The following is a 14018-nucleotide window of genomic DNA, read 5'->3' on the forward strand; positions in this document are numbered from 1 at the left end:
GAAGGGCCCGCACGAACAGGAACAGGAGACGACGCGTGTCCGCTACGCTACGACATGGGGTGATACGAGAGGTGGGCCTGCGTGATGGCCTGCAGAGTATCCAGACGATCATTTCGACGGAGCGCAAGTGCGAATGGCTGCGCGATGCCGTTGCTTTAGGACAGCGGGAAATCGAAGTCGGCTCTTTCGTCCCGCCCAAGCTGTTGCCTCAAATGGCCGATACCGCCGAGGTGCTCACTTACGCGAAGACGCTGCCGGGGCTGTTCGTATCGGCATTGGTGCCCAATCTGAAGGGCGCCGAGCGTGCGCTCGAGGGCGGTGCGGATTTGATGATCCTGCCGGCTTCGGCTAGTCGCGCGCACAGCCTCGCCAACTTGCGCAAAACGCCTGACGAAGTGGTGGCCGAGTTTGCGCGTATCCGTGCGGTGCGTGATGCGTCGGGCCGAAAAACTGTGCTCGAAGGCGGCGTAGGCACGGCGTTCGGTTGCACGCTCCAAGGCGAGGTCAAAGCGGATGACGTGCTGCGGCTGATGCAGGGGCTCCTCGATGCGGGAGCCGACCGCGTGAGTCTCGCCGATACGGTCGGGTACGCCGATCCGGACGCGGTGAGCCGGCTCTTCGATCAGGCATTGAAAGTGGCCGGCGACAAGCTATGGTGCGGACACTTCCACGATACACGCGGGTTGGCGCTGGCCAATGTGCTGGCAGCCCTGAAGCTCGGCATTGCGCGCTTCGATGCCTCGCTCGCCGGTATCGGCGGCTGTCCTCACGCCCCGGGAGCCAGTGGCAACGCGAGTACCGAGGATCTTGCCTACATGCTCGAGTCCATGGGCATCGATACGGGTATCGACGTCGAAGCGCTGTTGCGTTTGAGAGCCAAGGTGGCGGATTGGCTGCAAGGCGAGTCGACCTATGGATCGCTCTGGCGCGCGGGCCTGCCGAAGACCTTCCGCTCGGCGCGCGTCGCGGCGCACGGCTGAGGGCTCATGCTTGAGCCAAGACCATGACACCATCCAACACACAGAACATGGGCACCCCCGACATCGTTCATTTCGACGGACGCATCCTGAGCCGCTCGGGCCCCGGCCAGGTCTGGCTATCCAGTCCTTCGACAGTAGCGGCCAGCGCCGTGGCCGGCTATATCATCAGTTTCGAACAGCTGCGTAGCCGGGGTACCGGCATCCGATGAAGGATCAATCCATGAACGCCTCCTCCACTACCGGTCTCCCGCTCGAGGGTTTGCGTGTTGTCGAATTCACCCATATGGTAATGGGGCCGAGCTGCGGGATGATCCTCGCCGACCTCGGCGCCGAAGTCATCAAGATCGAGCCGCCCGGGGGAGACAAGACGCGGCGGCTGCCAGGGCTCGGCATTGGCTTCTTTCGCAGTTTCAACCGGAACAAGAAGAGTGTCGTCATCGACATCAACACGCCCGAGGGCCTGGAGACGGCTTCCGAGCTGATCGCGCAGTCCGACATATTGCTCGAGAATTTTCGTCCCGGGCTGATGGATAAACTCGGTCTCGGGTATGACGCACTGTCCAAACTCAACCCGCGGTTGATCTATGTATCGCACAAGGGATTCCTGCCCGGGCCGTATGAAAACCGCCTGGCGTTGGATGAAGTGGTTCAGAACATGGCCGGGTTGACCTACATGACGGGCCCCAAGGGGCAGCCTTTGCGTGCGGGCACGTCCGTCAACGACATTATGGGCGGCATGTTCGGGGCCATTGGCGTGCTGGCCGCGCTGCGCGAACGCGATCGTACCGGCAAGGGGCAGGAAGTGCAGGCCGCGCTGTTCGAGAATTGCTGTCTGCTTGCCGCGCAGCACATGATGCAGTATCAGATGACGGGTGAGGCGCCGCCGCCGATGCCTTCGCGCGTCTCCGCATGGAGTGTGTACGACACGTTTACGGTGGCCGAGGAGCAGCAACTGTTTATCGGCGCTGTCAGCGATAAGCAGTTTCAAAGCCTATGCCAAGTCATCGAACGCCGCGATCTGGCCGAAGATGAAACGCTGTCCACGAATGCTCAGCGCGTGGCGCGTCGTCCCGAGCTGTTGAAGCGGCTGGGTGAGACACTCAGGCATCACAAGATGGAAGAACTGATGCCCAAACTGGAAGCCGCCGGTATTCCCTATGCACCGGTGATGCGGCCTGATCAATTGCTCGACGACCCGCATCTCATCGAAAGCGGCGGGCTGGCGGATATGGCGACGGACGACGGCGGTAACGCAAAGGTCGTGTTGTTGCCGCTGCTGATGGGCGGGCGCAGACCCGGCGTGCGCGCACCGTTGGCGCGGGTAGGCGAGCATAACGACGAAGTGCTCATGCGACTGGCGAGTGAGCGCGAGGCCGATCCCGGTCATTGATCCGCTCGGCACCACTGCACGCCGCGCATGGCGGCTCGCACGCACGCAGGATGGCGTTTGAACGGGCGCTCGGCATGGCCTCGGGCAGTGCCGTTGAAGCGAGTACGAGTGGCGCGCCGATGCGCACCAGACCCGCGGCACGATTGCGTACGTCGTCCGCCGCTTTTTCCGCGGCCTGCGCGTGGCGAAGCACTGTCTGCGCCGATGGCAGGTAGTCGCGCCCTGCGGCGCTCAGGCTCACGCGGCGCGTCGTTCGATCGAACAGCCGGAACCCCAATGTGGTTTCGAGTTCCGCCACCAGTTGACTCACTGCTTGCGCGGTCAGGCCGAGCCGATCGCCGGCGGCGCTGAAACTGTGATGATCAGCGACGGTGACGAAGGCTTCCAGCTGGCGAAGGGAGAGGCGGGCGAGTGGCATGACGCGATTATCAAGTAAACCTTGAAGATTGCGTCGGATTTGTTGATTGTTCGCCGCCGGCATCGGACGAGAAAATCACCGATCAAGACGTTGGAAGCGAATCTGGCGTGAACGCGCCATAGGAGGAGACAAGGCCATGCTCGCAGCAGATACCCATGCCGCGTTGGCGGACGAACTTCGGGAAGCCGAACGCACGCGCGTGCAGGTCCAGCACTTTTCGAAGCGCTATCCCGAGATGACGATCGAGGACAGCTATGAGATCCAGCGGCGCTGGATCGAGTCGGAACGCGCCGCGGGGCGTGCCGTCATCGGCCATAAGATCGGGCTGACATCGCGCGCCATGCAGATCGCATCGAGCATCACGGAGCCCGACTACGGCTCATTGCTCGACAGCATGCTGATTCAGGACGGGGCGGAAGTCGAGGCATCGCGTTTCATCGTGCCGAGATTGGAAATGGAGTTTGCGTTCATTCTCGGGCAACCGCTGCAAGGCCCTGGCACCACCGTTTTCGATGTCCTGCGGGCCACCGACTATATCGTGCCGGCGCTCGAGCTGATCGACGCGCGTATCGAACTGTTCGACCGCGAGACTAAGGTGCCGCGCAAGGTGCTGGACACCATCGCCGATAACGCCGCGAACGCGGGGATTGCGCTGGGCGGCCGGCCGATGAAGCCGGACGCGGTCGACTGGCGTTGGGCTGGCGCACTGCTGTTCAAGAACGGGGTGATCGAAGAATCCGGTTTGGGTGCAGCGGTGCTGGGTCATCCCGCCAACGGCGTCGCGTGGCTGGCCAACAAGCTCGCGCCGTACGGCGAAACGCTGCAGGCAGGCGAAATCGTCCTGGGCGGTTCATTCACCCGGCCGGTGGCCTGCGCGGTGGGCGACACGTTCCATGCCGACTATGGCCCGCTGGGCTCGATTTCAGTGAGGTTCGTGTAATGGATACACCGAACAATGCATTCAAACGCGCGATTGCGCAGCCCGGGGCGCAAATCGGGTTATGGCTCGCGCTGGCAGATCCCTATGCCGCCGAACTATGCGCAACCGCAGGGTTCGACTGGCTCTTGGTGGACGGCGAACATGGGCCGAACGATCTACGTTCGATGCTGGCCGTTTTGCAGGCCGTGGCGCCTTATGCGTCGCATCCGGTCGTGCGCGTTCCGCATGGCGATCCGGCGCTGATCAAGCAGGTGCTGGAGATCGGTGCAACAACGCTGCTGGTGCCGATGGTGGAGAGCGCCGCGCAGGCGCAGGCATTGGTGAGAGCCATGCGCTATCCGCCCGCGGGGATTCGCGGCGTGGGCAGCGGTCTGGCTCGCTCGTCGCGATGGGGGGCGTATCCGCAGTATCTGCATGAGGCCAACGAACGGGTATCGCTGCTGGTGCAGGTAGAGACAGTTGCGGGTCTCGAACAACTGGAGGCGATCGCCGGCGTGGAAGGCGTCGATGGCGTGTTCATCGGCCCGGCCGACTTGGCCGCGTCCATGGGGCTGCTGGGGCAGCCGGGGCATGCGCAAGTGCGCACGGCTATCGAGGACGCGATTTCACGCATTGGCGCATCGGGTAAGGCGCCGGGAATTCTCGCGACGGATGCGGCGCTGGCACGCCGCTATATTGAACTGGGTGCGCGCTTCGTCGCGGTGGGTGTGGATGCGACGATGCTGGCGCGCGCCACCCGTGCACTCGCCGCCGATTTCAAGGTCGCGCTGCCCGGCACGGCCTCAGCTCGAGCAGGAGCGATTCAATGAGCACAGCATCGATCGAGATCAGTGGTCATCTGATTTCGCCAGATCATTACATCGACGGCAGGCGCGTTTCGTCGGCCGAAACGTTCGAGCTTTTCTGTCCGATCGACCAGCGTCTGCTTGGGCACATCGCGCAAGGCGGTGAGAACCACGTCGACGCGGCGATCCGAGCGGCCGAGCGCGCGTTTCCCGCATGGGCAGCGTTGAGCGCCGCCGAACGAAAGCCGTACCTCGATCGCTTCGCCGAAGAAATCGGCAAGCGTGCCGACGCCTTGTGCACGGTGGAAAGCAATGACGCCGGCGTGTTGCTGTCCCGCATGCGCCATGGCGTGGTGCCCCGCGCGATGCTCAATATCGCGTGGTTCGCCGAGCATGCGCTCGCTTTGCAGGAGCGCCCGATCGACACCGAGCAGGCGCATCACATCGTGCGTCATGATCCGGCCGGTGTCGCGGTGATCATTACACCGTGGAATTCGCCGTTGATGCTTTCCACGTGGAAGCTCGGGCCCGCGCTGGCGGCTGGCAATACCTGCATCCTGAAACCGCCCGAGTGGGCGCCGCTCACCTGCTCGGTGCTTGCCGATGCCGCGCATGCGGCGGGTCTGCCGCCGGGCGTGTTCAACGTGGTTCAGGGCACGGGGCCGAACACGGGCGCAAAACTGGTTAGCGACCCGCGCATCGCACGGATTTCGTTCACGGGCAGTGTGCCGACAGCCAAGTGGATCGCGCAGGCGGCCGGTGCCAATCTTGTGCCGTGCAGCCTTGAACTCGGAGGCAAAAGCCCGTTCATCGTGCTGGACGACGCGGATATCGATCAGGCTGCGGCTACGGCCGCGCTGATGTATCGCAACGCCGGGCAGGTATGTCTGGCGGGCACGCGGCTGCTGGTGCACGAAAACGTGGCGGACGATTTCGTAGCCAGGATGCGGCACTACGTCGAGCGCCTTGTCATCGGCGATCCTCGCAATGAAACCACGGAAGTCGGCCCCATCATTCATCCTCGCCAGGTGGAGCGGGTGAAAGGGTTCGTCGATCGGGCCATTGCCGCGGGAGGGCGTGTGTTGTGGGGCGGCGCGATGCATCCGTTCGGGCCGCAGTACTACCAGCCGACACTGATTGCGAACGTCGCGCAAACCGACGAAATCGTGCAGAGCGAGGTCTTCGGTCCGGTGCTGACGCTACAGACCTTTACTTCCGATGACGAGGCGATTGCCCTGGCCAACGGAACGGATTTCGGCCTGGGGGGCGTGTGTTACGGCGAAACGACTCACGCAACCGCTTTGGCCGAACGTGTCCGCACCGGTTTTATCTGGGTCAACAGTTTCGGCATTCGGGACCTGGCGGCGCCGTTCGGTGGCATCAAACGCAGCGGCATCGGCCGAGAGGGCGGCGATTGGAGCTTCGAGTTCTTCTGCGATGTCAAAGACGTCGTCGTACCGAAGCAGCCGTTCCGCGCCAGCTTTGCACATCGATAGGAGCGGGAATCATGGGACAGATTGTCGGTGCGGCTATCGTTTCGCACCATCCGGGCTTGATGCAGTGCGAGGAATTTCGGCGGGCCATGGGAGCGGGCGAGGATTCCGATCTGATTGCGGGCTACGCTCGGCTGCGCCAGCGTATCGAGGCAGCGGAGCCGGACGTCGTCGTGATTTTCGACAGCCACTGGTTGACGACGGGCTACCATCTGGTGGACGCAGGAAGCGAGTATGAGGGCTCGTATATCTCGGACGAGATGCCGTGGTATCTGCACGGCGTGCCTTACCGCTACTACGGTCATCCCGATCTGGCGCGTGCCATCGAAGACGTGTCGCGCGAGCGGGGCGGCTACAACCGTGCAATAGCCCATCCCGAACTGGGACGCCACTACGCGACGATCAACCTCGTGAAGCATCTGCGGCTCGAATCGCGCAGCAGGCCCGTGGTGACCGTCAGTTCGTGCCAGAACTGCGATTGGCCGCATTTTCTGGCGTCGGGAGAGGCGATCGGCGAAGCGATCCGGCGCAGCGATCTCCGTGTCGTATTGCTCGCGTCCGGCGCGCTCAGCCACAAGTTCAATGGAATCGACTGGAAGCCGCGGCATCCCCGGATTTTCCATGAGAGCAATGTGTCTTCGCCGGAGAACGTCGCAAGCGACAAGCATGCGATCGAGTTGATGGTGCAAGGCCGGCACGACGTGATTCTCGAACGCTGGGACGACGAATATCGCCGCCTGCCATGGGAAGCGTTCGGCGCGCATTATCTGCAAATGCTCGGTGCGATGGGCGGCGCCGACTGCCGGGCGGCAGGCGAGCCGTTATCGAGCTATGAGAATGCGCGGGGCACGGGAAATATTCATGTCTGGTTTGATTTGTCATCGCATTGAGCCTATGCGTACGACGACACCGAGTAGGGAGCGAACAGATGTTTTCTCGAGGAGCGTGATGTGAACTTCGAATTCCCATTCGCGGAGCTTCCCGCGGTGATGCGCGGGCCAAGAATCGAGCGGCGACGGGTGCTGATCGGCGGCAGTGCATTTTGGGGGACCCTCGTCGAATCGGGCCCGGGCCAAGGCCAATTGCGGCTCGATGACGGCCGCTTGCTGGACCCGGAAGGCCTGGACTATCTGCCGCCCGTGAGCCCGTCGAAAATCATCGCCGTCCATATCAGCTATTCGTCACGCAGTATCGAGACGCGCAACAAGCCGCGTCCCACGGAAACGCCCACCTATTTCACGAAGCCGCCTACTGCGCTGAACGGCCATCGTGGCCAGATCCTGAAACCGGCCGATTGCCGCTACCTGAATTACGAGGGCGAATACGCGGTCGTGATCGGGCGCACGTGCCGCAACGTGACGCCCGACGAAGCCTGGGACTACATCGACGGATTCTGCCCCGCGCTCGATATGGGACTGCAGGACTTCCGCGATACCGATCAGGGCAGCATGCTCCGCGTCAAGGGGGCCGACACGCTGCTTCCGATCGGCCCCGGGCTCGTGCGTGGCGTCAATCTCTTCGAGCAGACGCTGCGCACCTACGTCAACGGCCGGGTGGTGCAGGAGGCGCACATCGGTGATGAAACCATCTGGGGGCCGCACTACGTGATCGCCGACATTGCACGCCATATCACGCTCGTTGCCGGCGATGTGATCCTGATGGGGACGCCTTGTCATTCGCGTAGCGTCGATCCCGGTCAGACGGTGGAGTGCGAAATCACCGGCATCGGCCGTATCGGTGGAACGGTGGTCGGCATCGATGCGCCTCGCGCCAGCGCGCTGGGTGTCGGCCACGTGCCGGCCGATTCCGCCGAGGTGCGGCGCGTCGCGTTGGGCTTCGACGAGCGCGTGCCGGAGCGGCTGAAGGATAATCTGCGTTTTGCGAGAGGAGACGCGGCATGAAAAAGGTGTGCATTGTCGGCGCCGGTGCGATCGGTGGTTTCCTGGGCGCCAGGCTGGCGGCGGCTGGCCATGTCGAGGTGTCGGCGCTTGCACGCGGCGCGACCCTCGATGCATTGCGCCGTCATGGTTGGCGATTGCAAATGGAAACCGGTCTCGTTCAGGCATCCGCCAAAGCGAGCGACAGCGCCGCCGAACTCGGTGCACAAGACCTCGTTATCATCGCGGTGAAGGGGCCGGCGCTGGCTCAGGTGGCCGCGCAGATCGGTCCGCTGCTCGGGTCGGAAACGGTGATATTGCCTGCCATGAATGGCGTGCCCTGGTGGTTCGCCGATGGCGTGCCGGGGTTGGAGGGTGGGCCGCTCGAAAGCGTCGATCCCGGCGGCAGCATTGGCCGCGCGATTCCGCAGCATCAGGTGCTCGGAGCGGTGGTCCATGCCAGCACTGCCACGCCCGAACCGGGCCTCGTCATGCACAAGATGGGGAAAGGGCTGATTGTGGGCGAACCGGAGGGCGGCCGCAGCGAGCGTGCGCAATGCGTGGCCGATATCCTGCTTGCGGCCGGCTTCGACGTGACGCACTCCGACAACATTCGACGCGACATCTGGTACAAGCTCTGGGGCAACATGACGATGAACCCGGTATCGGCCATCACCGGGGCGACTGTCGACCGCGTGCTCGCCGATCCGTTAGTGCGCGCGTTCTGTTCATCGGCCATGGAAGAGGCTTCGGAGATCGGCTCGCGCATCGGCTGCGCGATCGATCAACAGCCGGAAGACCGGCACACGGTGACGGCCAAGCTGGGGACGTTCAAGAGCTCGATGCTCCAGGACGTGGAAGCCGGCCGCGCGATCGAACTCGACGCGGTGGTGGCGGCCGTGCGCGAACTCGGTCAACGTCTTGGCGTGGCCACGCCCAACATCGACGCGCTTTTTGGGTTGACGCGGCTGTTTGGGCGCGTCCACGGCCTATACCCGAGGTGATTTCGAGCGGGCCGTTTGTTGCTCGCGAGCGACGCGCGCGTTATTTCGCGCCTCGCCTGACTCCGCCTGACCTCGAAGGCGCTCCGTACGCGGCCAAAAACACATCCACTGCCCGAGTTACCACGGGCACGATCGTCTCCGCCGTCGTATCGACCGGATATCCCAGCGTGGCCATCTCGACAAGTTCCGCTTCGTAAAGCGCCTGAAGGTGGCGGGCGGCCACGCCTGCATCGCACTCTTTCAACGTGCCCGCGGCTATCGCTGCGATCAGAAAGTCGCGCACGATGCTCCAACCGTGCTCAGGTCCCTTCTCATACATCACGCGGCCTAATGTCGAGCGATCGCTTTCCGCAATCGCAAGACGCCGCAGCGCGATGATCGAGGGCCTGAGTATCGCAGGCAGAAAGTGGCGGCCGAACGCAATGAGCGAATCGCGCAGCGCCATATCGAGTCTCAACTGACCGAACGATTCGAGAATCTCGCCGGCGGCGCTGATCATGACTTCCGCGAACAACTCTTCTTTCGAGCTGAAGTAGCTATACAACGTCGCCTTGGACGCTCGCGAGCGCGTCGCGATGTCGGCCATCGACGTCTGATGGAAGCCCACCTCCATAAATGCCTCGTGCGCCGCCTCGACGATCGACTGCCGCTTTTCTTCCGTCTTCTTTCTCATCTCCCGAACCCGGTTTTGGCACGATGCGCAGCCCGCAAGTTTAACCGTAACCCGTTGCCCACCTGCTGGTTGGCATCGGCGCACCAGTACGTCGCTCCGCCGAAAATAATTGACGCGTCCAGTTTTGTGTATTATAAACCGAACCGTTCAGTTTAGAAAAGGCGAAAGTCCATGTTGTGCAGATCATCGACAAGAGGGGCGGGCCCGCTCGCCCGGCGAGCCGCGCGGGTGGCCGGGATCGCGGTCGTTCTAGCTTTGACGGCGTGCGTGTCGAAGCCCGATTCCGGCACCGCCAGGCCGAAAGAGATCGGTGGCTACGCCACGGCGCACAGCTTTGCGGTAGAAGAGGGATCGACGGCGGCTTGGCCGCAAGACCGTTGGTGGGAGCGGTACGGCGATGCGCAGCTCGATCAGCTGGTAGGCGATGCGCTGGACGGGGCGCCGACCCTGGCGGCAGCCGCGGCTCGGCTGCGCAACGCGGAGGCGACGGTCCAGCAATCGCACGCTGCGCTCTTTCCCGACCTCTCCGCACAGGCGAAGGTCGACAAGGAAAAGCAAAGCTACCACTACCTCACGCCGCCCGCTTTCACGCCGAAGGGCTGGCGTCCTGCGGGCCAAGCTTCGCTCGACTTCTCGTACGAACTCGACTTCTGGGGGAAAAATCGTGCTGCACTCGCCGCGGCAACTTCGGAGGCTGAGGCCGCACAAGCCGATGCGGCGCAATCGCGTCTGGTGCTATCGACTTCGGTCGTCGACGCGTACGCGGATCTCGCCCGCCTATACGCCGAACGCGACTGTGCGAGCGCGGCGCTCGACGTCCGCATGAAAACCGCCGCCTTGTTCGTCGATCGCAAGGCGGAAGGGCTCGAAACCGAAGGGGCCGTGCAGCAAGCCATCGAACGGCGCGACAGCAGCCAGGCCGATGTGTTGTCGATCGACGAATCGATCGCGCTGACGCGCAATCGCATTGCGGCCTTGATCGGAGCCGGGCCCGACCGCGCACTGAGCATGACGCGGCCGAGCGTGGCGATCGATCAACGCTTCGGTTTGCCGCGCGACGTGACGCTGCAATTGCTCGCGCGACGTCCCGACATCGTGGTCGCGCGGCTGCGTGCGCAAGCCGCGGCCAAACGGATCGATGTGGCCGCGGCGCAGTTCTATCCGGACGTCAGCTTGAGCGCCGTGATCGGCATGCAGTCGCTGGGGCTCAACTTGCTGACGAAGTCGGGATCGTTGTTCGGCAACGTCGGGCCGGCGATCTCGCTGCCAATCTTCAACGCCGGCCGGCTGCGCGGGCAATACCGCGGCGCGCAGGCCACCTACGACGAGGCCGTCGCCAATTACGACGACACGCTCGTGAAGGCACTGCACGATGTGGCCGACGCCGCCGTGAGCGATCGCGCGCTCCAGCCCCGTATCGATGCGACGAAGGCCGCATGGGTGGCGGCCGCGCGTGCGCGCGATTCCATCAAGGCGCGCTACGAGGGGGGACTGGCCAGCTACCTCGATGTGCTGAGTTCGGAAGACAGTTTGATCGATGCGCAGCGGCAGCTTGCCGATATCCAATCGCGTGCGTTCACGCTCGATGTCGCGCTTGCCCGCGCGTTGGGCGGCGGCTTCAATGCCGACGCGAATCCCGCTCACTCCAGTTAACCGCACAAAGTTAAGCCGTATAGGAATACTCATGTCGAACTCTATGCAAGCCACCGTTCAGGGCGCTGAAGTTGCCGGCGTCGAACCCATCACCGCGCCGTCGGATGCGCCTGCGAGCCCTCGCAAGAAGTTGTTCGCGCTGCTCGGTCTGGCGATCGCCGTCAGTGCGGCCGGTGCGGCCGGTTATTGGCATTTCGTCGGTGCGCGCTACGTATCGACCGACAACGCGTACACGTCCGCCGAAACGGCATCGATTACGCCCGCCGTCACCGGCATCATCAAACAAGTCAACGCGGTGGATACGCAGTATGTCCATCAAGGCGACGTGCTCGTTGTCATCGACGATACCGATGCCCGGATCGCACTTGCTCAAGCACAGGCACAGCTCGGGCAAGCCGAGCGCAAAGTGCGCGGCTACCTGGCAACCGACAAAGGTCTGACCGCGGCGGTCCAGGCCCGTGCCGCCGATGAAGCGCGCATGCAGGCGCAGATCGCATCCGCGCAAGCCGATTACGATCGCACCGCGCTCGATCTCCAACGCAGAGAAAAGCTTTCAGCGAATGGCTCTGTGTCGGGCGAAGAGTTGAGCAACGCGCGTGCGGCGTTCGCCTCGGCGAAGGCATCGCTGGTTGCCGCACGCGCGGCGGCCGCGCAGGCGAGTGCTTCGCGCGGCGAAGCGATCGGTTCGCTCGATGCCAACAAGGTGCTGATCGACGATACAACCGTCGATACGAACCCGGAGGTGCTGCTCGCTCGCGCGAAGCGCGATCAGGCACAGGTGGATCTGCAACGGACGGTCTTGCGCGCGCCGTTCGACGGGGTCGTGGCCAAGCGTCAGGCGCAAGCTGGAGAGCGAGTGAATCCCGGCGATGCGTTGATGTCCTTGGTGCCGATCGGCAACGTGCACGTCGATGCCAATTTCAAGGAGATTCAGCTCGATAAGGTTCGCGTTGGCCAGCCCGTTACGCTGACCTCGGACTTATATGGCTCGGGCGTGACCTACCATGGCCGCGTCGAAGGGATGTCGGGCGGCACGGGATCGGCGTTTGCCATGATCCCCGCGCAGAATGCCACCGGCAATTGGATCAAGGTGGTCCAGCGGCTGCCGGTGCGGATCGCAATCGATCCGGCCGAATTGAAGGCGCATCCCCTGAGCGTCGGACTGTCGATGGAAGCCGAGATCGACACCCGTGCGCCGCAGGCAAACTAACGGGGGCGGCGCTCATGACTTCCGAAAATGCTGCGAACGTTCCGCAGCAGCCGTTGACCGGCGGTGCGCTGCTACTGGGCGGATTGATGCTGGCGATGGCGAATTTCGTCGCCGTACTGGATACGACGATCGCCAACGTTTCGGTGCCGAACATCGCAGGGGCGCTAGGTGCGTCCTCTTCGCAGGGGACGTATGTGATTACGTCGTACGCGGTGGCGGAAGCGATTACGGTGCCGCTGACAGGCTGGCTCGCGAACCGCTTCGGTACCGTACGCGTGTTCGTGTTCGCGCTGCTGACGTTCGGTCTGTGCTCGGCGCTGTGCGGGCTCGCGACGTCGATGAATATGCTCGTGCTGTTCCGCGTTTTTCAGGGGCTGGGCGGCGGGCCGTTGATGCCGCTATCGCAGACATTGCTGCTGCGCATCTTTCCCAAGGAAAAGGCACCGATGGCGATTGGCCTGTGGAGCATGACGACGCTCGTCGCGCCGGTGCTCGGGCCGATTCTGGGCGGCATCCTCTGCGATCGTCTGCATTGGGCTTATATCTTCTACATCAACGTGCCGGTTGCGTTGATCTGCGCGTGGGGCGCGTACCGATTGCTGCACCGCTACGAGACAGCGTTACAACGCGTGCGAATCGACGCGGTCGGATTGGCGCTTCTGATCGTATGGGTCGGCTCCTTGCAACTGATGCTCGATGAGGGCAAGGACAAGGACTGGTTTGCGTCGACCGAGATCGTGGTGCTCGGCGTTGTCGCCGCGATTGGCTTCGCGGCCTTCCTGATTTGGGAAATGACCGAACGTCACCCCGTGGTGGAGCTTCGCGTGTTCCGGCATCGCGGCTTCAGCGCGAGCGTGATCACGATCAGTCTCGCGTTCGGCGCATTCTTCGGCAACACGGTACTGACACCGCTCTGGCTGCAGAACTATATGGGCTATACGGCGACGTGGGCGGGCTGTGCAAGCGCCATGACCGGGATACTCGCCGTGATGGCCGCGCCGTTCGCGGCGAACCTGTCGGCGCGATTCGACGGGCGCTGGCTCGTCTTCGCCGGGGTGCTGTGGATGGGCGTCGTCACGTTCGCCCGCGCGTACTTGAATGCCGACATGGCGTTCTGGCAGGTCTCGATTTCCTTGTTGCTGTTGGGCGTCGGACTGCCGTTCTTTTTTGTGCCGCTCACGGGGCTGGCGCTCTCGAGCGTCGACGAACCCGAAACGGCGTCCGCTGCCGGGCTGATGAACTTTTGCCGGACCTTTTCGGGCGCGATTGCGACCGCACTCGTGAATACGATGTGGGAAAACCGCATCAAGTCGACTCACGGGGAGCTTGCCGGTCTGACCGATACGTCGCTGTCCTATCTGCACCGTCTTGCGAGAGGCGGCATGTCACTCGAGCAGGCACGTGGCACCATCGATAACCTCGTGCAGACACAGGCCGTCATGCTGGCGACTGCCCAGCTCTTCCAGATCGCAGGCGTGGCGTTCGTGCTGGCGGCGCTCGCCGTGTGGTTGGCGCCGAAACCGACGCGGGTGGCCGATACGAGTCATGCGCATTGACTGAGGTGCAAGACGGCGGCCCGTCTGACCCGCAGCGGG

General features: G+C 63.4%; 14 protein-coding genes. 12 read left to right on the forward strand and 2 right to left on the reverse strand.

All coding sequences use genetic code 11. The features are described 5' to 3' along the window. The first annotated feature begins 35 nt into the window (after positions 1-35). The 3 genes from ACTHL0_RS18305 to ACTHL0_RS18315 are packed head-to-tail and all read left to right on the forward strand — an operon-like array spanning position 36 to position 2370. On the forward strand, positions 36-980 hold the full coding sequence (locus ACTHL0_RS18305) for a hydroxymethylglutaryl-CoA lyase (RefSeq protein WP_440568247.1): 945 nt from the start codon (positions 36-38) through the stop codon (positions 978-980). 23 nt (positions 981-1003) lie between these two features. Next, positions 1004-1189 carry a hypothetical protein gene (locus ACTHL0_RS18310; protein WP_440568249.1) on the forward strand — a complete coding sequence of 62 codons (186 nt, stop codon included), beginning with the start codon at positions 1004-1006 and terminating at the stop codon, positions 1187-1189. A gap of 11 nt (positions 1190-1200) precedes the next feature. After that, positions 1201-2370: a CaiB/BaiF CoA transferase family protein gene (locus tag ACTHL0_RS18315; protein ID WP_440568250.1), complete on the forward strand. Its 1170-nt coding sequence runs from the start codon at positions 1201-1203 to the stop codon at positions 2368-2370. On the opposite strand, the gene ACTHL0_RS18320 is transcribed toward ACTHL0_RS18315, so the two are convergent. Then, on the reverse strand, positions 2327-2851 hold the full coding sequence (locus tag ACTHL0_RS18320; protein ID WP_440568251.1) for a LysR family transcriptional regulator: 525 nt from the start codon (positions 2849-2851) through the stop codon (positions 2327-2329). The two genes, ACTHL0_RS18315 and ACTHL0_RS18320, sit on opposite strands and share 44 nt — an antisense overlap. Positions 2852-2924: 73 nt before the next feature. On the opposite strand from ACTHL0_RS18320, the gene hpaH reads away from it, so the two are divergent. The 6 genes from hpaH to ACTHL0_RS18350 are packed head-to-tail and all read left to right on the forward strand — an operon-like array spanning position 2925 to position 8887. Continuing rightward, positions 2925-3728: a 2-oxo-hept-4-ene-1,7-dioate hydratase gene (gene hpaH / locus ACTHL0_RS18325; protein WP_440568252.1), complete on the forward strand. Its 804-nt coding sequence runs from the start codon at positions 2925-2927 to the stop codon at positions 3726-3728. Beyond that, the gene (hpaI, locus tag ACTHL0_RS18330) at positions 3728-4537 is read left to right on the forward strand and encodes a 4-hydroxy-2-oxoheptanedioate aldolase (RefSeq protein WP_440568253.1); all 810 of its coding nucleotides are present in this window, start codon (positions 3728-3730) and stop codon (positions 4535-4537) included. The genes hpaH and hpaI overlap by 1 nt, the downstream gene beginning before the upstream one ends. Continuing rightward, the gene (locus tag ACTHL0_RS18335) at positions 4534-6009 is read left to right on the forward strand and encodes an aldehyde dehydrogenase family protein (protein WP_440568254.1); all 1476 of its coding nucleotides are present in this window, start codon (positions 4534-4536) and stop codon (positions 6007-6009) included. Before hpaI ends, ACTHL0_RS18335 begins: the two co-directional genes overlap by 4 nt. 11 nt (positions 6010-6020) lie before the next feature. After that, the gene (locus tag ACTHL0_RS18340) at positions 6021-6896 is read left to right on the forward strand and encodes an extradiol ring-cleavage dioxygenase (protein WP_440568255.1); all 876 of its coding nucleotides are present in this window, start codon (positions 6021-6023) and stop codon (positions 6894-6896) included. A gap of 60 nt (positions 6897-6956) precedes the next feature. Then, positions 6957-7907: a fumarylacetoacetate hydrolase family protein gene (locus tag ACTHL0_RS18345; RefSeq protein WP_440568256.1), complete on the forward strand. Its 951-nt coding sequence runs from the start codon at positions 6957-6959 to the stop codon at positions 7905-7907. Then, positions 7904-8887, forward strand: coding sequence for a 2-dehydropantoate 2-reductase (locus tag ACTHL0_RS18350; RefSeq protein WP_440568258.1), 984 nt, complete (start codon positions 7904-7906; stop codon positions 8885-8887). The genes ACTHL0_RS18345 and ACTHL0_RS18350 overlap by 4 nt, the downstream gene beginning before the upstream one ends. A 40-nt stretch (positions 8888-8927) precedes the next feature. Here ACTHL0_RS18350 and ACTHL0_RS18355 read toward each other — a convergent pair whose 3' ends face one another. After that, positions 8928-9560 carry a TetR/AcrR family transcriptional regulator gene (locus tag ACTHL0_RS18355; RefSeq protein ID WP_440568259.1) on the reverse strand — a complete coding sequence of 211 codons (633 nt, stop codon included), beginning with the start codon at positions 9558-9560 and terminating at the stop codon, positions 8928-8930. Between the two features lie 171 nt (positions 9561-9731). Here ACTHL0_RS18355 and ACTHL0_RS18360 point away from each other — a divergent pair, with 171 nt between their 5' ends. From ACTHL0_RS18360 to ACTHL0_RS18370, 3 genes are read left to right on the forward strand one after another with little or no spacing between them, the layout of a single operon-like run. Continuing rightward, on the forward strand, positions 9732-11213 hold the full coding sequence (locus ACTHL0_RS18360) for an efflux transporter outer membrane subunit (RefSeq protein WP_440568260.1): 1482 nt from the start codon (positions 9732-9734) through the stop codon (positions 11211-11213). 31 nt (positions 11214-11244) lie between these two features. Next, positions 11245-12423, forward strand: coding sequence for an HlyD family secretion protein (locus tag ACTHL0_RS18365; RefSeq protein WP_440568261.1), 1179 nt, complete (start codon positions 11245-11247; stop codon positions 12421-12423). Positions 12424-12437: 14 nt separating this feature from the next. Continuing rightward, complete coding sequence (locus ACTHL0_RS18370) at positions 12438-13979, forward strand: DHA2 family efflux MFS transporter permease subunit (protein WP_440568262.1); 1542 nt, start codon at positions 12438-12440, stop codon at positions 13977-13979. The last annotated feature ends 39 nt before the right edge of the window (positions 13980-14018 follow it).

The sequence above is a fragment of the Trinickia sp. genome (assembly GCF_051961175.1).
In the GTDB taxonomy this organism is placed as follows: Bacteria; Pseudomonadota; Gammaproteobacteria; order Burkholderiales; family Burkholderiaceae; genus Trinickia.